16 protein-coding genes are annotated in these 20,867 nt (G+C 73.7%); 3 read left to right on the top strand and 13 right to left on the bottom strand.

Going from position 1 to position 20,867, the window contains the following annotated elements:
• Positions 1-5: 5 nt before the first annotated feature.
• The 4 genes from ACZ6CL_RS02375 to ACZ6CL_RS02360 form a co-directional block, all read right to left on the bottom strand.
• Entirely contained in the window at positions 6-764 is a 759-nt protein-coding gene (locus tag ACZ6CL_RS02375; RefSeq protein ID WP_468930120.1) for an AIM24 family protein, read from the bottom strand.
• 15 nt (positions 765-779) lie between these two features.
• Positions 780-1,463: an AIM24 family protein gene (locus ACZ6CL_RS02370; protein WP_468930118.1), complete on the bottom strand. Its 684-nt coding sequence runs from the start codon at positions 1,461-1,463 to the stop codon at positions 780-782.
• Between the two features lie 11 nt (positions 1,464-1,474).
• A complete protein-coding gene (locus ACZ6CL_RS02365) occupies positions 1,475-3,142 on the bottom strand; it encodes a TerD family protein (RefSeq protein ID WP_468930115.1) in 1,668 nt (555 codons plus the stop codon).
• Between the two features lie 100 nt (positions 3,143-3,242).
• The gene (locus tag ACZ6CL_RS02360) at positions 3,243-3,845 is read right to left on the bottom strand and encodes a M48 metallopeptidase family protein (protein ID WP_468930112.1); all 603 of its coding nucleotides are present in this window, start codon (positions 3,843-3,845) and stop codon (positions 3,243-3,245) included.
• Between the two features lie 240 nt (positions 3,846-4,085).
• Between ACZ6CL_RS02360 and ACZ6CL_RS02355 the strand changes: the two genes are divergently transcribed.
• Positions 4,086-5,228 (top strand): ThiF family adenylyltransferase, encoded by a 1,143-nt coding sequence (locus tag ACZ6CL_RS02355; RefSeq protein ID WP_468930109.1) that lies wholly within the window; start codon positions 4,086-4,088, stop codon positions 5,226-5,228.
• Between the two features lie 74 nt (positions 5,229-5,302).
• On the top strand, positions 5,303-6,769 hold the full coding sequence (locus ACZ6CL_RS02350) for an ABC1 kinase family protein (protein WP_468930107.1): 1,467 nt from the start codon (positions 5,303-5,305) through the stop codon (positions 6,767-6,769).
• Positions 6,770-6,833: 64 nt separating this feature from the next.
• Here ACZ6CL_RS02350 and ACZ6CL_RS02345 read toward each other — a convergent pair whose 3' ends face one another.
• The 4 genes from ACZ6CL_RS02345 to ACZ6CL_RS02330 all read right to left on the bottom strand — a co-directional run bounded on the left by ACZ6CL_RS02345 (position 6,834) and on the right by ACZ6CL_RS02330 (position 10,265).
• Positions 6,834-7,085, bottom strand: a complete 252-nt coding sequence (locus tag ACZ6CL_RS02345) for a hypothetical protein (protein ID WP_468930104.1) — start codon at positions 7,083-7,085, stop codon at positions 6,834-6,836.
• On the bottom strand, positions 7,082-7,444 hold the full coding sequence (locus tag ACZ6CL_RS02340; protein ID WP_468930101.1) for a WhiB family transcriptional regulator: 363 nt from the start codon (positions 7,442-7,444) through the stop codon (positions 7,082-7,084). The genes ACZ6CL_RS02345 and ACZ6CL_RS02340 overlap by 4 nt, the downstream gene beginning before the upstream one ends.
• Before the next feature lie 116 nt (positions 7,445-7,560).
• Complete coding sequence (locus tag ACZ6CL_RS02335; protein ID WP_468930099.1) at positions 7,561-7,836, bottom strand: hypothetical protein; 276 nt, start codon at positions 7,834-7,836, stop codon at positions 7,561-7,563.
• Positions 7,837-7,979: 143 nt separating this feature from the next.
• The gene (locus ACZ6CL_RS02330; protein ID WP_468930096.1) at positions 7,980-10,265 is read right to left on the bottom strand and encodes an ATP-dependent DNA helicase UvrD2; all 2,286 of its coding nucleotides are present in this window, start codon (positions 10,263-10,265) and stop codon (positions 7,980-7,982) included.
• A gap of 145 nt (positions 10,266-10,410) precedes the next feature.
• Between ACZ6CL_RS02330 and ACZ6CL_RS02325 the strand changes: the two genes are divergently transcribed.
• Entirely contained in the window at positions 10,411-10,653 is a 243-nt protein-coding gene (locus ACZ6CL_RS02325; protein WP_468930093.1) for a mycoredoxin, read from the top strand.
• A 23-nt stretch (positions 10,654-10,676) separates the two neighbouring features.
• Here ACZ6CL_RS02325 and nudC read toward each other — a convergent pair whose 3' ends face one another.
• The 5 genes from nudC to ACZ6CL_RS02300 all read right to left on the bottom strand — a co-directional run bounded on the left by nudC (position 10,677) and on the right by ACZ6CL_RS02300 (position 20,825).
• Positions 10,677-11,612, bottom strand: coding sequence for an NAD(+) diphosphatase (nudC, locus tag ACZ6CL_RS02320; protein WP_468930090.1), 936 nt, complete (start codon positions 11,610-11,612; stop codon positions 10,677-10,679).
• A 51-nt stretch (positions 11,613-11,663) separates the two neighbouring features.
• On the bottom strand, positions 11,664-13,067 hold the full coding sequence (locus ACZ6CL_RS02315; RefSeq protein WP_468930088.1) for a M20/M25/M40 family metallo-hydrolase: 1,404 nt from the start codon (positions 13,065-13,067) through the stop codon (positions 11,664-11,666).
• A 74-nt stretch (positions 13,068-13,141) separates the two neighbouring features.
• Positions 13,142-16,897 (bottom strand): ATP-dependent helicase, encoded by a 3,756-nt coding sequence (locus tag ACZ6CL_RS02310; protein ID WP_468930086.1) that lies wholly within the window; start codon positions 16,895-16,897, stop codon positions 13,142-13,144.
• Positions 16,898-17,006: 109 nt separating this feature from the next.
• Positions 17,007-20,297, bottom strand: coding sequence for an ATP-dependent helicase (locus ACZ6CL_RS02305; RefSeq protein ID WP_468931239.1), 3,291 nt, complete (start codon positions 20,295-20,297; stop codon positions 17,007-17,009).
• A 108-nt stretch (positions 20,298-20,405) separates the two neighbouring features.
• Positions 20,406-20,825 carry an MGMT family protein gene (locus ACZ6CL_RS02300; protein WP_468931236.1) on the bottom strand — a complete coding sequence of 140 codons (420 nt, stop codon included), beginning with the start codon at positions 20,823-20,825 and terminating at the stop codon, positions 20,406-20,408.
• Positions 20,826-20,867: the final 42 nt, after the last annotated feature.

Raw genomic sequence — 20,867 nt, 5'->3', positions numbered from 1 at the left:
GGCTGTCAGTTGCTGAAGATGTTGCCCTGGTTCTGCCCGCGGGCCCCCTGCTGGCCCATGCCGAACTGGGCGGCCGCGCCGCCGCCGATCGCCGCGTTCTGCGGCGGCAGCAGCTCGCTGGGCTGGACGAGGGCGTAACCCTGGCCGAGGAAGCTCAGCTCCCAGCCCTCCCCGGTGTTGCCGCGGCGGCGCCACACCCCGGAGGAATGGGTCTGCGCCTGCATCTGGACGCGCAGCGAGCTGGACCACGCGACGATCGCGTCCGCGTCGGCGTTGACGTACTTGTCCGGGGTCACCTGGAGCATCAGCGGTGCGCCCGAGGTCATGAGCGCGACCTTGCCCCGGCCGGAGATGTTGAGGTTGTACTTGCCGGAGCCGGTGATGCCGAACTGGCTGTCCACCGCGATCGACTCGTAGTGCAGCGTCGAGTCGAGCGCCAGGACGTACGCGCTGTCGACCGTGAGACCGTCGTGGTCCACGTCCACCACATGGATGTGCTGGGCGAGGTTGGCGAGATAGACCGTGCCCTGCCCCGAGCAGCGCATCAGGTCCAGGCCCTCGCCGGTGCGGGCGCGGGCCCGCCGCTGCCCGGAGGACTGGTACTCGCCGTCGAACTCGATCAGCCCCTGATAGGCGACCATGCTGCCCTTGCGGGCGAGCACGTCCTCATGGCCGGTGAGCGCGACCCGCAGCATCTTGCGGTTCTGCAGCGCGTAACGTTCCTCGGTCTGGGCCTCGGTGAAGCCGAAAAGCGGACTCTGCATGTGTCCTTCTCCCCCTCAGCCCCGGGCCCGGAGCCGGTCGGTGCTGTCCTCGCTGGGCTGTACGACGACGAAGCCCTGCCCGGAGAAGCCGAGCTGGTACGCCTCGCCGCTGCCCCGGCCGATCAGGGACGACGCCTTGAAGCTGCGCTTGCCCTTCACCTTGAGACCGCTGGACCAGGCGACGAGCGCGTCCGGGTCCACATAGGTCTCGTCCTCGCCGCGGCCGCAGTCGACGACGATCGGAGTGCCACGGGAGGTCAGCGCGACCCATCCGGTGCCGGAGACGCCCACGTTGAACAGGCCCTGCCCGGCGAACTTGGCGATGCCCTTGACGCGTTCGACACCCCACTGGAGGTGGGCGTCGAAGGCGAGCAGATTGGTGCCGTTGACGGAGAGCGCGTCGCCGTTGAGATTGATGCAGACGACGTTGGCCCCGTAGTCGGCGAGATAGAGCAGCCCGTCGCCGCTGCACCGCATGAGCGGCGCGCCCTCGCCGGTCAGCCACTGGGACGCCATCTGGCGCACCGCGGGCGGGTTCGGCTCGTACTGCACGAAGCCCTCGTACGCCACCATCGAACCGGTGCGGGCGAAGAGGTCCTGGCCGCTCTGCATGGCGACCTTGAGCATGCTGCTGCCGTGGTTCTCCATGCGGGCCGCGACCGGGGTGGCTGCGAAGCCCGAGATCAATTGCTGGTCCATGACGGGCTCCTTCAGACCTCGTAGGGCTGGACGACGATGAAGTTGCCGGGCGCACCGCGGAACTGGAGGTTCACGGTCTCCCCGCTGTGACCGGGGTAGGCGCTGCGGCGCAGCCGCACCTGGCTGGAGATGATCACCTGCGCACCGGCGGACCAGGCCACGATGGCGTTGCTGTCGGCGAAGGTCGTCGGGGTGACGGGGAGCACCACCGGGGTGCCCTGGGTCTTCACGATGACGGTGCCGGTGCCCTGGAACTGCATGGTGAACAGCGCGCCGCCGGGGATGCCGTGGCCCTCGATGCGGCGCACTTCGTGCTGCAGGGACTCGTCGAAGGCGAGCACGTTCTCGGCGGCGACGCAGATCGCGTCGCCCTGCAGCTCGATCGGGTGCAGCTCGGCGGCGTTCTCCGCGAGGAAGACCTGCCCCTGGCCGCTGCAGCGCATCAGCTGCATCTCCTGGCCGGTCGCGTTGCCGACGATCCGGCCGCGGACGCCCGCGCCCTTGTAGCTGAAGTCGACCTTCCCCTGGTAGAGCACCATGCTGCCCTGGCGGGCGAGCACCGGCTGACCGTCGACGCCGAGGTCGACCCGCATCATGCGCGGGTTCTGCGGCGTCCAGCGCTGGCCGGTGGCCGACTCGCGGTACTGGGCGAGCGCGGCCTGCACGCCGGGGGCACCGCCCTGGGACGCGGCCGTGCCCTGGGGCACGGTCCCGCCCGGGGTCTGGCCGTACGGGGCGGGCGCCTGACCCGGCGTCTGGCCGAACTGCGGCTGCTGGCCGGGGTACTGCCCGGGCGGACCGGAGGGCGGCGGCGCCTGGCCGGGAGGCGGCACCGGACCGGGCGGGCCGGGAGGCGGTGCCTGCCCCGGCGGCACGACCGGCGCGGCGAGCGTCGGCGCCGCGTGTACCTGCGGCGACCCCGGCACGGGCTGCGGGGCCGGGGGCTGCGGCGTGCCCTGGGGCGGGGTGCCCTGCGGTGCGCCGAAGGCGGGGGCGGGCTGCTGCGGTTGCGGTGCGGGCGGGGCCGCGGGGGCGGGTGCCGGCGCTGGGGCCGCCGGGGCCGCGAAGCCCGGGGCGGGAGCCGCCTGGCCGGGCGGCGCGAACCCGGGCGCGGCGCCCTGCGCGGGCTCCGGCGCGGGCGCGGGCTCCTCCTCGGCGACCTCGCCACCGAAGTTCTTGAGCAGCGCTTCGAGTCCGCCGTCGAAGCCCTGCCCGACGGCAGCGAAGCGCCAGACGTCCTTGAGGTAGAAGTCGCCCAGCATCACCGCGCGCTCGGTGCTGAACTCCGCGCCGGTGAAGGCGTACCGGGCCACCTCCTCGCCGCCCGCGACGATCCGGATGTAGCCGGGGCCGACCTGCGACATCTGGCCCGCGCCGTCGATGGTCGCGGTGAAGGAGAGCTTCTGGATGGACGGCGGAATGCTGTCGAGCGTGACCCGGAACGACTCGGTGTCACCCGCCTGCGCGCCGAGCTGCTGTATCGCTTCTTCAGGCGATTTGGGCTGATTGAAGAAGATGAAGTAGCGGTCGTCCGAAAGCCGTTCGTCCGCGTCGAGGCCGAAGCAGCTGATGTCGAAGCTCAGCCCCGGTCCCGCGATCTGCACACCGATGTACAGATCCCTCCCGGCCGTCAGGTCGCTGATCTTGGCCTTGTGGCCGCGCTGGAATTCCCTGGCCATACGTAACGACCGTCCCCCATCCCGAACCGGTGAATGCTTTTGCGCCAGGTTAGTCGCTGCCGCCGACAAAAAACGACGCCGGGGAGCACGGTGTGGTTCCTCAGCCCGGTTCCGTACCGGCGCCCGGCAGATGCGGCAGCCGTCCGGCGGCCACCACGCCCTCCAGATAGCCCCGGGCCCGCTCGGTGCGCGGATACGCCTCCAGCAGCTCCCAGAAGCGGCGGCCGTGACCGGGCACCAGCAGATGGGCCAGCTCATGGACGAGGACGTAGTCCACCACGTACTCCGGCATGCCCTTGAGCCGGTGCGAGAGCCGGATGCTGCCCTCGGCCGGGGTGCACGACCCCCAGCGGGTGTTCTGGTTGGTGACCCAGCGGACCGAGGCGGGCCGGGCCCGGCCGCCCAGATACTGCTCGGACAGCCACTCGGCGCGCGCCGCCAGCTCCGTGTCGCCCAGCATGCGCTTGCTCTCCTGCGCCGCGAGCTTGTCCAGCATCACGCCGACCCAGCGCTGCTCCTCCGCCTCGGACATCCGGGCGGGGATGAGGACGATGGTGCGGTCGCCCTCGCGGTACGCGGAGACGGTCCTGCGCCGACGCGAACTGCGGCGGACCTCGACCGCGCTGGTGCCCGAGCCCCGGTTTTTCGGGCTCGGCGGGCTCAGCGGACTCGGGGCGGTGCGCGGTGAAGGATCGGCGGGCACGCCCCGACGTTACCCGCTGGCAGCCGGGGAAGTCCTGCCCTCGCACGCGGTTGCGGGGCGAACCACCCCTCGGCGTGCACGGCTTGTACGACTATCAACACAGCCTGTGGATAACTCTCGGCGGCGGGTGGGCGGCGGGGCGCATGCTGAGAACCGTTCGACGGGCGATGCGGCACTTGCGGGTGCGGCACTCGTGCGGCACATCGACGACGTGCGGCACATCGACGAAGGGGGGCGGCGATGCATCCCATGCTCAAGCCCGCGCTGCGGCGCGGCTGGCGGAGCCGGGACACGGTGCAGTTCGGGGTGGCCCGGGCACACGCGGTGGTGGTGGGCCCGCTGGATACGGCGACGGGCAGCTTTCTGGAGCTGCTCGACGGCACCCGCGGGCTGCCCCTGCTGCGGGAGGAGGCCCAGGCCCTCGGGCTGCCGGAGGGGCGGGCCGACGCGCTGCTGGACCGGCTGACGGCGGCCGGGCTGCTGGACGATACGAGACCCGGCGGAGCGGCGGGGGCCACGGCAAGCGTCCCCGGGGCGGCCCTCGACCGGCTGCGGCCGGACGCGGCGGCGCTCTCGGTGCTGCGTCCGGAGCCGGGGGCGGCTGCGCGGCTGCTCGCCGCCCGGCGGGCGACGCGGGTGCAGGTGCGCGGCGCGGGCCGGGTCGGAGCGGCGGTCGCCGCGGTGCTGTCCTCCTCGGGGATCGGTCAGGTCGATGTGGTGGACGGCGGCTGTGTCGAGCCCTGGGACGTGGCGCCCGGCGGGCTGTCGTCCGAGCAGATCGGAGAGCGGCGGGAGGCGGCCGCGCGCAAGCTGGTGCGCCGGGCGGCACCGGGCCCGCGGCCACGCCCGAGCGCCGGGGAGCCCCCGCCCGGCGGGGAGCCGGGGCTGGCCCTGGTGGTGATCGCCCCGCGCGACGGTCTCGCGGCGTACGCACCGGATCCGGTGGCGGCCGAGCCTCTGCTCGCTTCCGGCACACCCCATCTGTACGCGGGGGTGATCGAGGGCACGGGGGTGGTGGGCCCCTTGGTCGTGCCGGGCCTCACTCCCTGTGCGGGCTGCGCCGCCGCGGCGCGCGCCGAGCGGGAGCCGGTGTGGCCGCGCATGCTGGCCCAGTGGCGGTCCGGCCGCCGCGGTGCGGCGCCCGCCTGTGACACGGCGCTGGCCACGGTGGTGGCCGGGCTCACCGCCTCCCGCGCGCTGGCCTTCCTCGACGGCGGGCTGCCCGGAGGCGCGGCGGCCCGCTGGGAGCTGGCGCTGCCCGCCCTCTCCTGGCAGGCCGAGCGGGTCGAGGCGCATCCCGGATGCGAGTGCGGAGCGGCCGGGCGGGATGATGCGGTATACGCCTCGGCCGCGGAGAGACCGCACGCCACAATGTGCGGGTGACCGACGTCCGCGGAGTGGGCGACGGGGGTCCGGGAGGCTGCTCCCGGGATGGCTCAGCTGTAGTTGGAGGGCGCATGTCCGATCTGCCGCGCAAGGCGATCACCCGCACCGCCAAACTGGCGGCGCTGCCCCTGGGATTCGCGGGGCGCGCCACCTGGGGGCTGGGGAAGCGGATAGGAGGACGACCGGCGGAGATCGTCGCGCGCGAGATGCAGACGCGCACCGCCGAGCAGATGTTCAAGGTCCTCGGCGAGCTCAAGGGCGGGGCGATGAAGCTCGGGCAGGCGATGTCGGTCTTCGAATCGGCGCTGCCCGAGGAGATCGCCAAGCCCTACCGGGCGGCGCTCACCAAGCTCCAGGAGGCCGCGCCGCCCATGCCCAGCGGCACGGTCCACGCGGCGCTGGAGGAGCGGCTCGGCCCGGAGTGGCGGGAGCTGTTCCTGGAGTTCGAGGACAAACCGGCGGCGGCCGCCTCGATCGGGCAGGTGCACCGGGCGGTCTGGCACGACGGGCGCCAGGTCGCGGTCAAGGTGCAGTACCCGGGGGCGGGTGAGGCGCTGCTGTCCGACCTCAGCCAGCTGAGCCGGTTCGCCCGGGTGCTGGGGCCGCTGGTGCCCGGCATGGACATCAAGCCGCTGATCGCGGAGTTGCGCGACCGGGTGGCCGAGGAGCTGGACTACGAGTTGGAGGCGGAGTCCCAGCGCGCCCATGCGGTGGAGTACGCCGAGGACACGGAGATCGTGGTGCCCGAGGTGGTGCACCAGAGCGATCAGGTGCTGATCACCGAGTGGCTGGAGGGCATACCGCTCTCCGAGGTGATCGCCGAGGGCGAGCCCGAGCAGCGCGACCGGGCCGGTCAGCTGCTGGCCCGCTTCCTGTTCTCGGGAGCGTCCCGCACCGGTCTGCTGCACGCCGATCCGCACCCCGGCAACTTCCGGCTGCTCACCGGGCACGCCCCGGACGGGCCCCCGGAACAGTGGAAGCTGGGCGTCCTGGACTTCGGATCGGTGGACCGGCTCCCCGGAGGGCTTCCCGAGCCCATCGGCATCGCGCTGCGGATGGCGCTGGAGGGCGACGCCGCCGGGGTCTACGACCTGATGCGGGGAGAGGGATTCGTCAAGCCGACGATCGAGCTGGATCCGGACGCGCTGCTGGAGTTCCTGCTGCCGATGCTGGAACCGGCCCAGGTCGACGCGTTCCACTTCGATCGGCAGTGGATACGCGGCCAGGCGGCGCGGATGGCCGACCGCGGTTCAGCCGTCTACGAGCTGGGGAACCAGCTCAATCTGCCGCCCGCCTATCTGCTGATCCACCGGGTGACCCTGAGCACGATCGGGGTGCTGTGCCAGCTGGGCGCCACAGTGCGGCTGCGCGATGAACTGGAGGCCTGGGTAGCGGGCTTCGCCGCCGAGCCCGAGGAGGGCGACGAAGCCGAAGCGGCCGAGGAAGTCGAGGCGGCCGGGGAAGGCGACGAGACCGAGGGGGCCCACGAAGCCGAAGCGGCTGCCGGGGCGAGCGAGGGCGCGGAGACCTCGGCCTGATATCCGGGACGGCCGAAGGGCCGGTCCGCATCGGACCGGCCCTTCGTCTCGAAGCCTGGGCGCGTCAGGACATGACGGCCGTGGCCAGCGCCCTCCGGGCGCGGAGCGAGGCCCGCTCCGCACGGCGCTGCAGGCGCATATGCGCACGCGCCAGGGCTTCTGGGATGAGTTGCATTTCTCGGGTCCTGTTCTGGCGCGACTCGGGCGCGCCGGAGTGATGTCGTGTCGGGGTGTCGGAGACCGGTGCGGTCATCGTCTGGACCTGCTTCGTGGGCTCGTGCGTCGCTGGGCGATCGATGGTGCCGGGGGTGCTCATGCCGCGACCGGGTTCTTGCGCGGGCGGCCACGCGGCCGCTTGCGGGCCACTACGACCCCCTGGACGAACAGCTCGCCGCCCCAGACGCCCCAGGGCTCGCGACGGTCTTTGGCCCCGGCGAGGCAGGCCTCGCGCAGCGGACAGGTCTGACACAGCGACTTGGCGTACTCGACGTCGGCCGGGGACTCGGCGAAGAAGACCTCAGGGTCGTAGGAGCGGCACGGTACGGCTTCGCCCAGGTTCTCGATGGCGTCATCGAGCTCGGTGAGGGCGGTGAGGGGAATCAAGGGGTCCTCCGAGGAGTCAGGCGGTCGGTTCAGGTCGGTCTTCGCTGACGGGGCGTGTGCGTTGAGTTGCACGGTGGTGTGTTCCTCGTCTGTTCGGTCCGGCTCGTGGCCGGGCTCTGGCAAATCAAAAGGACCGCGGATCCCGGTGTGGGTTCCGCGGCCCTGGAAGGTGCCGACCTGATCCTGAATCAGGCTGGATAACTCCAGGGTTCGAGCCTGCGGAAGGCCCACGTCTCGTGGTGCTGCTGCGTCGTCCGGGATCCGGCACCATTGGCCGCCAGGGCATAGGCGAATGCCCGTGCCGCTGCCGCTACCGCAGGTGCCTCGGTCGGTCGCTCGCTGCGCTCGCTGAGACGCGCTCCATTGGCGCCGGGCATACCGGTGCCGGGAAGCGAGGAGCCGAGCGGGCAGGTGGCGAGGACCGAGCGATCGGTCATTTTGATGGTGTCGATGAAGCTGATCATTGGTCTCCGCCTCCTCTCGGCGTCTCAGGGGACCAGTGCGAACCGGTCCGGACTTACGTAGTACAACACGGATTCCTCGGTTCCCGGAAGGGCCGTTGTCTCCGTGCTCGGAAGGCTATGGGTATGCCGTCCGCGCGCGCAAACTATTTTTCCGTCGAGTTTTCCGCGGGGTCACCCGGTTGGGTTCCTCCGCCCTCGACGCCCCCGTCACCGTCGTGCTCCCCGGGCAGTTCCCGGCCGGCGCAGAGGGCGAGAACGTCGGCGCCGAACCTGCCGAGTTTCCGTCTTCCGACACCAGAGATGCCCGACAGCTCCGATTCGGTTCCCGGCACGGCCTCGGCAATGGCGAGCAGCGTCTTGTCGGTGAAGACGCAAAAGGCCGGCTGGCCCAGCAGCCCGGCCTGCTCGGCCCGCCAATCACGCAGCCGCTCGTACAGCGCCTCGTCCAGCTCGGAGGGGCAGTCCTCGCAGCGCATCAGCTTCATCTCGCCCGCGTCCGTCAGCGTCCTGCCGCAGACCCGGCAGTGCACCGGGGTGCGCCGCTTGCGCACCGGGGCATCCGGAGCGGTGCCGCGCTCGATACCGCCGCCCCCGCCGGGCATCCGCGCGGCGGGCGCCGCGGAGCCGGGCCGCAGCCCGTTCAGAAAGCGAGTGGGCCTGCGGGAGGCGCGGCCGCCGGGCGCCCGCGAGAGCGCCCACGACAGGCTCAGATGGCGGCGGGCCCGGGTGACCCCCACATAGAGCAGCCGCCGCTCCTCCTCGATCTGCTGATCGGTCTTGGCGTAGGTGATCGGCATCATGCCCTCGGTCAGCCCCACCAGGAAGACCGCGTCCCACTCCAGGCCCTTGGCGGCGTGGAGTGAGGCGAGCGTCACACCCTCCACGGTCGGGGCGTGCTGGGCGGCCGCCCGCTCGTCCAGCTCCGCCACCAGATCGGAGAGGGTGGCCCCGGGCCTGCCCCGCGCGAAGTCCTCGGCGAGCCGCACCAGGGCGGCCAGCGACTCCCAGCGGTCGCGGACCGCTCCGGAGCCCGCGGGGGGCTCGGGCGTCCAGCCGCGGGTGCCGAGCACGGCCCGCACCTGGGACGGGAGGTCCTCGTCGGAGAGCACCGGGTCGGCGCTTCCGGCACGGGCCGCGCCCCGCAGCAGCATCCCCGCCTCGCGGACCTCGGGCCGCTCGAAGAACCGCTCGGCGCCGCGCAGCTGATAGGGCACCTGGGCGTCGGCGAGCGCCTGCTCGTACAGCTCGGACTGGGCGTTGACCCGGTAGAGGACCGCGACCTGACTGGGCGGGACACCGGCGCCGCCCTGCGCGACCGGCGTGATCAGCTCGCGGATCCGGCGGGCGGTGGCCTCGGCCTCGGCGGGCTCGTCGGCGTAAGCGCTGTAGACCGGCTCGGGGCCCGCGTCGCGCTGCGACACCAGCTCCAGCCGGTGGTCCGCGGCCCGGCCGCGGGCCTGGGACAGCAGCCCGTTGGCCAGGTGCACGACCTGGGGGGTGGAGCGGTAGTCGCGGATGAGCTTGACCACCGTGGCGCCGGGGTGCCGGGTGCGGAAGTCCAGCAGATGGTCGGGGGTGGCGCCGGTGAAGGAGTAAATGGTCTGGCTGGCGTCGCCGACCACGCACAGGCTCTGCCGCTCGCCGAGCCACAGCTCCAGCAGCCGCTGCTGGAGCGGGCTGACGTCCTGGTACTCGTCGACCACGAAGTGCTGATACTGGCTGCGCACCTGATCCGCGATGTCCGGCCGCTCCTCCAGCACGCCGACCGTGAGCAGCAGCACATCCTCGAAGTCGATCACGCCGCGCTCGCGCTTCAACTGCTCGTATCCGGCGTAGATCCGGCCGATCTCGGCCACGTCACGGGGAGCCTCCCGGCCGGACTTGGCGGCCGCCGCCGGATAGTCCTCGGGCACGGTCTGGGTGACCTTCGACCATTCGATCTCGCCGGTCACATCCCGCAGCTCGTTGCGGTCCAGCCGGACGCGGCAGCGCGCGGCGGCCTCGGCGACCAGCTGCACCTTGCGCTCGGCCAGCCGCGGCACGTCCCCGCCGACCGCCTTGGGCCAGAAGTACTGAAGCTGGCGCAGCGCGGCCGAGTGGAAGGTGCGCGCCTGCACACCGCCCGCGCCGAGCTGCCGCAGCCGCCCGCGCATCTCGCCCGCGGCGCGGTTGGTGAAGGTGACGGCCAGCACACTGGCGGGCTGGAGGATGCCCGCGCGCACCCCGTAGGCGATGCGGTGGGTGATCGCCCGGGTCTTGCCGGTGCCCGCCCCGGCCAGCACACACACTGCCCCCTGCAGGGCCGTCGCCACCTCGCGCTGCTCGGGGTCGAGCCCCTCCAGCACCGCGTCGGCGTCACGCGGCGTGGCCGCGTAGGCGCCCGGCGTGGAGGCCTGCGGGAACAGAGTGGAGTGCGTTGCTGGTGTCACCCCGCCATGCTGCCAGGTCCCCCGAGACCACCGCGCAGGTTGTCCACAGCCGTGACCATGCGGTCATATGAACGCCGGGAATGAGCGACGGAAGATGAACGTTCACCCTTAGCCCACCCCACGACCCCAAGGAGAGCGAAGACCGATGTCCGGCACTGTGACGATGTACAGCACCACGTGGTGCGGCTACTGCCGCCGCCTCAAGGGCCAGATGGACCGCGAGGGGATCGCGTACACCGAGATCAACATCGAGCACGACCCGGAGTCCGCGGCCTTCGTCGAGAAGGCGAACGGCGGCAACCAGACGGTGCCCACCGTTCTCTTCCCTGATGGTTCGACGCTGACCAACCCCTCCCTCGCCCAGGTGAAGACCAAGGTCGGGGCCTGAGTCAGCCGGGCCCGCTGCAGCGGTCAGCCGCGGGGTAGCGGCTCGCCGTACCAGAGTTCGATCAGGCGGGCCGCGATCGAGATGCCGGAGGGGGGCAGTACCTCGCCGGACTCGATCGCGGTGCGCAGGTCGTCCCGGGAGAACCAGCGGGCCTCATGGATCTCCTCGCCGTCCACCTGGATCCGGGAGGACGTGGCCCGGGCCATGAAGCCCAGCATCAGGCTGGACGGGAAGGGCCAGGGCTGGCTGGCGACGTACTCGACCTCGCCCACGGGTACGCCCGCCTCCTCGAACACCTCGCGGATCACCGCCTGCTCGATCGGCTCCCCCGGCTCCACGAAGCCCGCGAGCGTCGAGAAGCGCCCCTCCGGCCAGTGCACCTGGCGACCCAGCAGCGCGCGGTCCAGGTCGTCCGTCACCAGCATGATCACGGCGGGGTCGGTGCGCGGGTAGTGCTCGGCGCCGCAGGCCGGGCAGCGGCGGATGTGGCCCGCCGCCGCGATCACCGTGCGCTCGCCGCAGCGGGAGCAGAAGCGGTGCAGCCGCTGCCAGTTCTCCAGCGCGACCGCGTGCACCAGCAGCCCCGCGTCGCGCTCGGAGAGCAGCGAGCCCGCCTCGCGCAGCCCCGCGGGGCGCGCCGACTGGTCCATGCGGCCCGGCAGGGTGTCCTTCTGCAGCGCGAAGTAGCGCACCCCGTCCTCGTCGGTGCCCAGGAAGTAGCGGTGGGTCTCGGTGGGCGGGGCCTCGAAGGCCGGGGTCATGACCAGCTCGGTACGGCCGTCCGGGGTGTCGTCGACCAGCGCCTGGCCTCCGGAGACCACGAAGACCCGCGTCGTCGGGTGGCTCCACGCCGCGGCCAGCCACGCCTCGTCCAGTCGGTGGTGCGCCGCGCGGTCGATGCCGCTCGGGGCGCTGAGCGTGATCGGCCGGGTGGCGGCGCGCTCGGTCCAGGTGGTCACGGCTGCTTCCAACTTCCCCTGCGAAACGGGTGGTTTACGTACATACGAGGGCTATACGGGTCCATTCTCCGCGAGGTCGGCCCAGAGGTAGGCAGCCGTCTCGGCGCCCTTCACGAGCAGGTCCAGTTCGACCTTCTCGTTGGGCGCGTGCCAGCCGTCGGACGGCACCGAGATGCCCAGGAAGAGCACCGGAGCGCCCAGGACGTCCCGCAGGTCGGCCGCCGGTCCCGATCCGCCCTCGCGGGTGAAGCGGATCTTCTGGTCGAACGCCCGCCCCATGGCCCGTACCAGGGACTGGAGGGCGGGGTGGTCCAAGGGGGTCAGACAGGGACGGGTCGCGCCCCAGAAAGTGATCTCGTGCCGGATCCCGGCCGGGAGGGCGGCCGCGACCCACTCCCGTACGGACTGCTGCACCTTCTCCGCGTCCTGACCGACCACCAGCCGGAAGGACAGCTTGAGCTGGGCGGCGGACGGCACGATCGTCTTCCCGCCCGGGCCCTGGTAGCCCCCGGCGATGCCGTTGACCTCGGCGGTCGGGCGGGCCCAGATCCGCTCCAGGGTGGTGTACCCGGTCTCTCCGAGCAGGCCGTGCGAATGCGCGGTGCGCAGCCAGCCCGCCTCGTCGAAGGGCAGCTCGGCGAAGAGTTCGCGCTCGCGGTCGGTCAGCTCCAGCACGCCGTCGTAGAAGCCCGGGACGGCCACCGTGCGGTCGTCGTGGTGGAGCGCCGCGGCCAGCCGGGCGGCCTCGGTGGCCGGGTTGGGCACCGCGCCGCCGAAGGAGCCGGAGTGGATGTCCTGGTCCGGCCCGTACAGATCGATCTGGCAGTCGGTGAGGCCGCGCATGCCGGTGCAGACGGTCGGGGTGTCCTCGGACCACATGCCGGTGTCGGAGACGATCACGGTGTCGCAGGCGAGCCGGTCGGCGTGCGCCCGGATCAGCTCGGGGAAGTGCGGGGAGCCCGACTCCTCCTCGCCCTCGATCAGCAGCTTGAGGTTGACGGCGGGCGCGGTGCGGCCGGTCGCGGCCAGATGGGCGCGCACCCCCAGGGTGTGGAAGAGGACCTGCCCCTTGTCGTCGGCGGCGCCGCGCGCGTACAGCCTGCCGTCCTTGACGACCGGGTCGAACGGGCCGGTGTGCCAGCCGTCCTCACGGGCGGCGGGCTGGACGTCGTGGTGCCCGTAGACGAGCACGGTGGGGGCGTCCGGGTCGCCGGACGGCCAGGCGGCGAACACCGCCGGGGCGCCGGGCGTCTCCCAGGTCTCGACCTCCGGGAAGCCGGTCGCGGTGAGGTGCGCCGCGAGCCACTCCGCGCTGCGGCGTACGTCACCGGCGCGCGCGGGGTCGGCGGATACGGAGGGTATGCGCAGCCACGCGCCGAGGTCGTCGAGGAAGGCGGCGTAGTGGCCGTCGACAAAGGCGCGGACGGCGTTGTCCGTGTCCGGGGTGGTGCTCATGGATGTGAGCCTATCCGGCGCGCGGAAGCGCGAGAGCCGGGGTCTCCTGGCCGCTCATCCGCGGTCGCGCTCGGTCACGATTCGACGTCGGTGAAAGCGTTACGGACATCGTCGGCCTCGCGTGCCTCCTCCGCCTCGTTCGCCTCGTTCGCCTCCTCCGCCTCGCCGGTCAGGATGCGTTCCAGCTCTGCCCGGCCGGGCAGCTCCGACGGGCGCACGACCTCCCCGCTGCGTACATAGAGGAACGCCGCCGAGACCGCCGACAGCGGCAGGCCGTGCTGCTCGGCCCAGGCCAGCCGGTAGATGGCCAGCTGGAGCGGGTCGGCGTCCGACCGGCCGGTCTTCCAGTCGATGATCTCGTAGCCGTGGCCGTCCTCGGCGTCCGTCGCGGGCGCCCGGTACACGGCGTCGATCCGGCCGCGCACGGTCCGGCCCGCCAGGGTCAGCTGGAACGGCACCTCGACGCGGTGCGGTGTGCGCCGGGCGTACGGCGTGCGCGCGAACGCCTCCTTGAGCGCCGTCAGCTCCCGCTCGTCCGCGATCTCCGGCTCGTCGTCCGCGCCGCCCGGCAGCTCGTCGGGGCCGAGGAACGGCAGCGGCAGCGCCTCGAAGCGCGACTCGACCCAGGCGTGGAACCGGGTGCCCCGGCGCGCGGCGGGCTGCGGCGGCCGCGGCATGGGGCGGGCCAGCTCGCGCGCGAAGCCGTCCGGGTCGGCGGCGAGCCGCAGCAGCTGGGAGGCGGTCAGCGACTGCGGTACGGGCACCTCGTGCACGCTCTCGCGGGCGCGCCGCAGCTCCCCGGCGAGCGCGTCGAGATCGCGGTCCCAGGAGTCGGCCAGCCGCGCCTCCTCGGGAGCCAGGTCGCCATCCGGCGTGGGCCCGCCGTCCAGCGCGGAGCCGCCGTCCGGCGCGGGGGGCGGACCAGGGTGCGGATCGCGGTACGCCCGCTCGGCGCCGTACGGAGCGCCGTACGGGTCGCCGCTCGTGTACGCGTCGTCGTAGGGGTACGCCTCCTCGGGCGCCAAGCCACCGTCCGGCGCGGGATGCGCGTCGGGGTACGCCCGCTCGGCGCCGTACGGGTCGCCGTCGTACGGGGCGCCGCTCGCGTACGCGTCGTACGGGTACGCCTCCTCGTACGGGTCCGGGTCGTCCGGCGGCTCCGACAGCTCCGGCCACGCCGGGTCGTCGTCCGGAACGGGACCGTCCGGAGCCGTGCCGCGCCGCTCCGGCGCGTGCGGGTCCGGCCCGCCCGGGGCCGGGCCGTCCGGAAACGCCCCGTGCGGGTCCGCGCCCCGCTGCCCGGCCGCCGCCTCCGCGCGGGCCAGGTGGGCCAGGACCGCGTCCGCCGCGCGGCGGCGGCGGGCCAGGGCGGCCGGGTCGAGGGGCAGTGGCCAGGCGCGGTCGGCGGACGTCTCGCGCAGGGCCGGGTTCTCCGCGTCCTCCTCCGGCTCCTCCGTCCACACCTCGACCTCGCCGTAACCGGCCTCGCCGTGCGCGCGCAGCGCCTCCAGGAAGGAGGACGGGCCGCGGCGGCGCTTCTGGGACGGGCCCCACCAGTGGCCGGAGCCGAGCAGCAGCGAGCGGGGGCGGGTGAAGGTGACGTAGCCGAGGCGGAGTTCCTCCGTGCGCTGGTGCTCCTTCATGGCGCCCTTGAAGGCGGTGAGCCCCTTGGCATCCCAGTCCGTGACGTCCGGGAGGGTGTCGGCGTCGCCGCGCAGGGCGTGCGGCAGGACCCTGGCGTTCGCCGTCCAGGACTCGCGGCTCTGCTCGCTCGGGAACCGCCCCTCGACCAGTCCGGGCACCGCCACCACGTCCCACTCCAGCCCCTTGGACTTGTGCGCGGTGAGCACCTTGACCGTGTTCTCCCCGCCCGGGAGGGCGTTGTCGAGCCCCTTCTCGTACTGGGCGGCGGTCCGCAGGAAGCCCAGGAACGACTGCAGGGTGGCCTCGCCCTCCACGGCGGCGCCCGCCTGGGCGGCGAAGGACGCGGCGACGTCCAGGAAGTTGCCCAGCGTCTCGCGGCGGCGGGCGGCCAGGGCGTGCGGCGAGGCGGACAGCTCGACCTCCAGGCCGGTGGTGGCCAGCACCCGGTGGAGGACGTCCATGAGCGGGTCGGCCAGCGAGCGCCGCAGCTCGCGCAGTTCGGCGGCGAGGCGGGCGAAGCGCACCCGGGCCTCCGGCGAGAAGGGCAGCCCGTCGTCCGGGCCGCCGCCGGATTCCAGGAAGGTGTCGAGGGCGTCGGCGAGCGAGATGATCTCGGACGGGTCGACGCCCTCGACGGCCTCGGCGAGCCGCCGGTCCGGGTCGTCCTCCGGGTCGCCGTGGCCACCGTGGGAGACGAGCGCGCGGGCGCGGCGGCCGAGCAGCGCCAGGTCACGGGGGCCGATGCGCCAGCGCGGGCCGGTGAGCAGCCGGACCAGCGCCGCGTTGGCCCCCGGGTCCTGGAGAACCTCGCAGACCGCCACCAGGTCGGCGATCTCGGGCAGGTGCAGCAGCCCCGACAGACCCACGACCTCCACCGGAACGTCCCGCTCTACCAGTTCGCCCTGGATCTCGGCGAAGTCACCGGCCGTGCGGCACAGGACCGCGATCTCGCCGGGCGGGGTGCCGGTGCGCACCAGATGGGCGATCGAGTCGGCGAGCCAGGCCATCTCCTCGGCGTGGGTGGACAGCAGCGCGCACCGCACCAGACCGTCCCGCTCGGCGCCGGGCGCGGGGCGCAGCGCCTCGACGCCCTGGTGCATCGCGCGCAGCGGGGCGGCGAGCCCGTTGGCGAGGTCCAGCAGGCGGCCGCCGCTGCGCCGGTTCTCGCTGAGCGCGTAGCGGCGCGCGGGGCTGCCGTCCTGATGGGGGAAGTGGGCGGGGAAGTCGTCGAGGTTGGCCACCGAGGCGCCGCGCCAGCCGTAGATGGCCTGGCACGGGTCGCCGACGGCGGTGACGGGGTGTCCGGTGCCGCCGCCGAACAGACCGGACAGCAGCAGCCGCTGGGCGACGGAGGTGTCCTGGTACTCGTCCAGCAGGACGACCGCGTACTGCTCGCGCAGGATCCGGCCGACCTCCGGGCCGCTGCGGGCCAGGGTGGCGGACAGCGCGATCTGGTCGCCGAAGTCGAGCAGATCGCGGCGGCGCTTCTCGGCGCGGTACTCCTCGACCAGGTCGAGGAGTTCGCGGCGGGCGCGGGCGGCCTCGGGCACCTTGCGCAGCGCGTCGTTGGTCAGCTTCACCCCGTCGAGGGTGTCCAGCAGCTCGGTGTCATACGTACGGAGCCGCTCGGCGGGGACCAGGTGCTCGGCCAGCTCGGCGTCGAGCGCGAGCAGATCCGTCACCAGGTCGGCGAAGGGGCGGGTGAGCGCCGGGTAGGGGCCGGGGGCGGTGCGCAGCACGCGCGCGGCGAGCTGGAAGCGGGTGGCGTCGGCGAGCAGCCGGGCGCTGGGCTCCAGGCCGATGCGCAGCCCGTGTTCCTTGAGGAGCTGTCCGGCGAAGGCGTGGTACGTGGAGATGCCGGGCTCCCCCGCGGCCTCCTCGGCGGCGCCCGGATCCGGGTCCAGGTCCACGACGCCCGCCTTGACGAGCGCCTTCCGCACCCGCTCGGCCAGTTCGCCCGCGGCCTTGTTGGTGAACGTGAGGCCCAGCACCTGGTCGGGCGCGACCTGGCCGGTGCCCACCAGCCAGACGACGCGCGCGGCCATCACCGTGGTCTTGCCGGAGCCCGCTCCGGCGACGATCACCTGCGGGGCGGGCGGCGCGGTGATGCACGCCGTCTGCTCCGGGGTGAACGGAATCCCGAGCAGCTCCTTGAGCTGTTCGGGATCGGTGATGCGGGCTGACACTCCAGTGAGGCTATCGGTCCCCACTGACAAGCCACGCACAAGGGGGACAAGCCCCCACATCCGCCGCCGACGATAACGGACATGCCCCCACAAGACATCTCATCCCCCGTCACTCCACCACGTGGCGGCCCTCCGCGCGGGCGCTGCACGAGGCGCGGAACGCGCAGCGCTCGCAGTGCGCGCCGGTGCTCGGGGCGAAGCGCTCGTCGAGGACGCGCCCGGCGGCGGTGGCGAGCAGCTCGCCGACCCACTCCCCGTCGGGCCCGATCGGCGGATCCTGCGCCTGGACCTTGGGGACGGTCTCGCCCCCTTCCTTCTTGGGGGCGGCCTGCCGCAGCTGGACCAGTTCGGCGCCGCCGGGTTCGGGGCGGCCGTCGCCGAAGAGACCGTCGACGGCGCCCTCGCGCACAGCGAGCTGATAGACCGCCAGCTGGGGGTGGTGGGCGACCTCGCCGCGGGTCACGGACTGCTTGCCGGTCTTGAAGTCGACGACGTACGCACGCCCCTCGGCGTCCGCCTCGACGCGGTCCATGCTGCCGCGGATGCGCACCTGGTAGGCGTCGGCTTCGAGGGTGACGTCGAAGCCGTGCTCGGAGGCGACCGCCGTGCGGCCGCCGCGCTCCATCACATGCCAGCGCAGGAAGCGCTCCAGGGCCGCCCGGGCGTGCTCCTTCTCCTGCCGCGACTTCCAGGGGGCGTCGAACGCGAGCGCGTCCCATACGGAGTCCAGGCGCTCCATGAGGACGGAGAGGTCGGCCGGGGTGCGGCCGGAGGCCACCTCGTCGGCCAGGACGTGGACGACGTTGCCGAAGCCCTGGGCGGCGGTCGAGGGGGCGTCCGCCTTGACCTCGCGCCCCAGGAACCACTGCAGCGAGCAGGTGTTGACGAGCTGGTCGAGCGCGCTGCCGGACAGCGCCACCGGCCGGTCGCGGTCGCGCAGCGGCACCTCGCTGTGCGTGGGCTCGTACAGGCCCCACCAGCCGGAGGGGTGGGCCGCGGGGACGAGCGGCCGCCCGTCCTCGTCGCGCAGCGCCGCGAGCCGCGCCAGCCGCCGCGCGGCGGCCTCCCGCAGGGCGTCCGAGGCGTCCGGGTCGACGGTGGTGGCGCGCAGCTCGGCGACGAGGGCCGCGACCGACAGCGGGCGGCGCGGGCGCTGCGTGACGTCGGCGGGGGTGACGCCCAGCTCGGTCAGGAACCGCGAGGGCTGGTCGCCGTCGTCGGACGCGGACTTGACGGCGGTGACCACCAGCCGGTCCCTGGCGCGGGTCGCCGCCACGTAGAACAGCCGCCGCTCCTCGGCCAGCAGGGCGCCCGGCGTCAGCGGCTCGGCGAGTCCGTCCCGGCCGATCCGGTCGGCCTCCAGGAGCGAGCCGCGGCGCCGAAGGTCGGGCCACAGCCCCTCCTGGACACCCGCGACCACCACCAGGCGCCATTCCAGCCCCTTGGAGCGGTGGGCGGTCATCAGCCGCACGGCGTCGGGGCGGGCGATACGGCGCGAGAGGGTATCGGCGGCGATGTCCTGGGCGTCGAGCTGGTCGAGGAAGTTGAGCGCGCCACGGCCGCCGGTGCGCTCCTCCGCGCGCGCGGCGGTCTCGAACAGCGCGCACACCGCGTCCAGATCGCGGTCGGCGTTGCGCCCGGCGGCCCCGCCGCGCTGGGCGGCGCCCTCCAGCCGCCCGGGCCAGGGGGTGCCGTCCCACAGCTCCCACAGCGCCTGTTCGGCGGTGCCGCCACCCGCCAGCGCCTCCAGCGCCTTGCGCAGCAGCAGGCCGAGCCGCTGGGCGCCGCGCGCGTACGCCGGGTCGTGGACGGCCAGCCGCTCGGGCGCGGCCAGCGCCTCGGCGAGCAGGTCGTCGGAGGAGCGCGGTACGGCGTGACCGGCGGCCCGCTCCTCCTCGCGCAGGGCGCGGCCGAGCTTGCGCAGATCGGCTGCGTCCATGCCGCCCAGCGGGGAGGTGAGCAGGGTGAGGGCGGTCTCGACGCCGAGGGCGGCGGTCAGTCCGCCGGAGTCCGGCAGCGCGGCCGTGGCGGCGGCCCGCAGCGCGGTCAGCAGGGGGGCCACGGCGGGTTCATGGCGCAGCGGGATGTCGTCGCCGTCCACCTCGATGGGCACCCCGGCGGAGGTGAGCGCCCGGCGCAGACCAGGCAGCGAGCGCCCCCCGGCGCGCACCAGGACGGCCATCTCACTCCAAGGCACCCCGTCCTCCAGATGGGCGCGGCGCAGGATGTCGGCGACGTTGTCCAGTTCGGCGCCCGCGGTGGGGTACGTGAACACCTCGACGCGGCCGCCGTCGCGGGCCGCCGCCAGCTCCCGGTGGGCGCGCACGGCCTGCGCCGGGAGGCGGGTGAGCGGCATCCGCCCGGTGATGAGCCGGGTCGCGGCGAGCAGCCGGGCGCCCGAGCGGCGCGAGGTGGTGAGGACCTCCACGGGGGCCGGGCGGCCGTCCGCGCGCGGGAAGTCGTCCCGGAAGCCGAGGATGCCGTTCACATCGGCGCCCCGGAAGGCGTAGATCGACTGATCGGGATCGCCGAACGCGACGAGAGTTTTCCCACCGCCCGCCAGCGCGCGCAGCAGCCGGGTCTGGGCCACGTCCGTGTCCTGGTACTCGTCCACGAACACCGCGTCGTAGCGCGCGGCCAGCTCCGCCGCGACGCCCGGCCGCTCGGCGAGCAGCACCGCGCGGTGCACCAGCTCCGCGTAGTCCAGCACGCCCTGGGCGTCCAGGATGTCCAGGTACTCGGCGAGGAAATCCGCCGCCGCGCCCCAGTCCGGGCGCCCGGTGCGGGCCGCGAACTCGCCCAGCGACCGGGGGCCGAGCCCCAGCTCGCGGCTGCGCGCGAGCACCGCGCGCACCTCGTCGGCGAAGCCGCGGGTGGTCAGGCAGGCGCGCAGATCGTCGGGCCAGCGGACCGAGGCGCGCCCCGCGCGCTCCAGGTCGGCCTGCCCGGCGAGCAGCTCCCGTACGACGACGTCCTGCTCGGGGCCGGACAGCAGCCGCAGCGGATCGGCGAACAGGTCGACGTCCTGATGGGCGCGGACCAGCGCGTAACAGAAGGAGTGGAAGGTGGTGGCCCGCGGGCCGGTCGCGCCCCCCAGCCGCGCCGCCATCCGGTCGCGCAGCTCGACGGCCGCCTTGCGGCTGAAGGTGAGCACCAGCATCCGCTCCGGGTCGGCGCCGTCGCGCACCCGCCGGGCGACCGCCTCCACGAGCGTCGTGGTCTTCCCCGTGCCCGGCCCGGCGAGCACCAGCAGCGGACCGCCCGCGTGCTCAACCACGGCGCGCTGCCGTGCGTCCAGGACAGGGGAGGCCACCGGATCCGGCCGACGGCGGACCAGGCGGTACGTGCCCGGGGACGACTGCCGTAGATACGGCTGCCGTCCCCGCCGCTGTCGCGGCAGGGACGAAGGGGAGGAACTCACGTGGATCGCCGGTCCTGGTGGGTTGGCTGGGTGCGGGACAGCGTCTCATGCGCCAAGGGGCGTCACCCGAATGGCTGTGGACAACCGCTAAGGGGCTCCCGCGGCGCCGCCCGTACCGTCCGTGCCGTCCCCGCGCTCCGCACCGCCCGTGCCGTCCCAGCGGGCCCGGCGCATGTCGATCCTCGGCACATGGCCCTCGGCCGAGCGCGGCGCCGCGCGCAGCGGAGTGCCCTCCTCGCGGTAGTGGCCGAGGGCGCGCAGCTCGCTGCCGGGCAGCAGCGCGCCGTCCGCGCGCACCACGCGCCACCACGGCACGGCGCCCCCGTAGAGGGCCATCACCCGCCCCACCTGGCGCGGGCCGCCCTCCTCCAGCCACTCGGCGATGTCCCCGTAGGTCATCACCCGGCCCGGCGGGATCAGCTCGGCGACGTCCAGCACCCGCTCCGCGTACGCGGGCAGCTCATCGGCGGCCCGCGGCTCCTCGCTCTCCCGGCTCATCCCGCCCATCCTGCCGCACGCCACCGACACCGCCACCGACGCCGACATCGC

It is taken from the genome of Streptomyces sp. NPDC041200 (assembly GCF_055591805.1).
The sequence above is the reverse complement of the archived record's forward strand: the minus strand, read 5'-3'. Positions and strand labels throughout refer to the sequence as shown.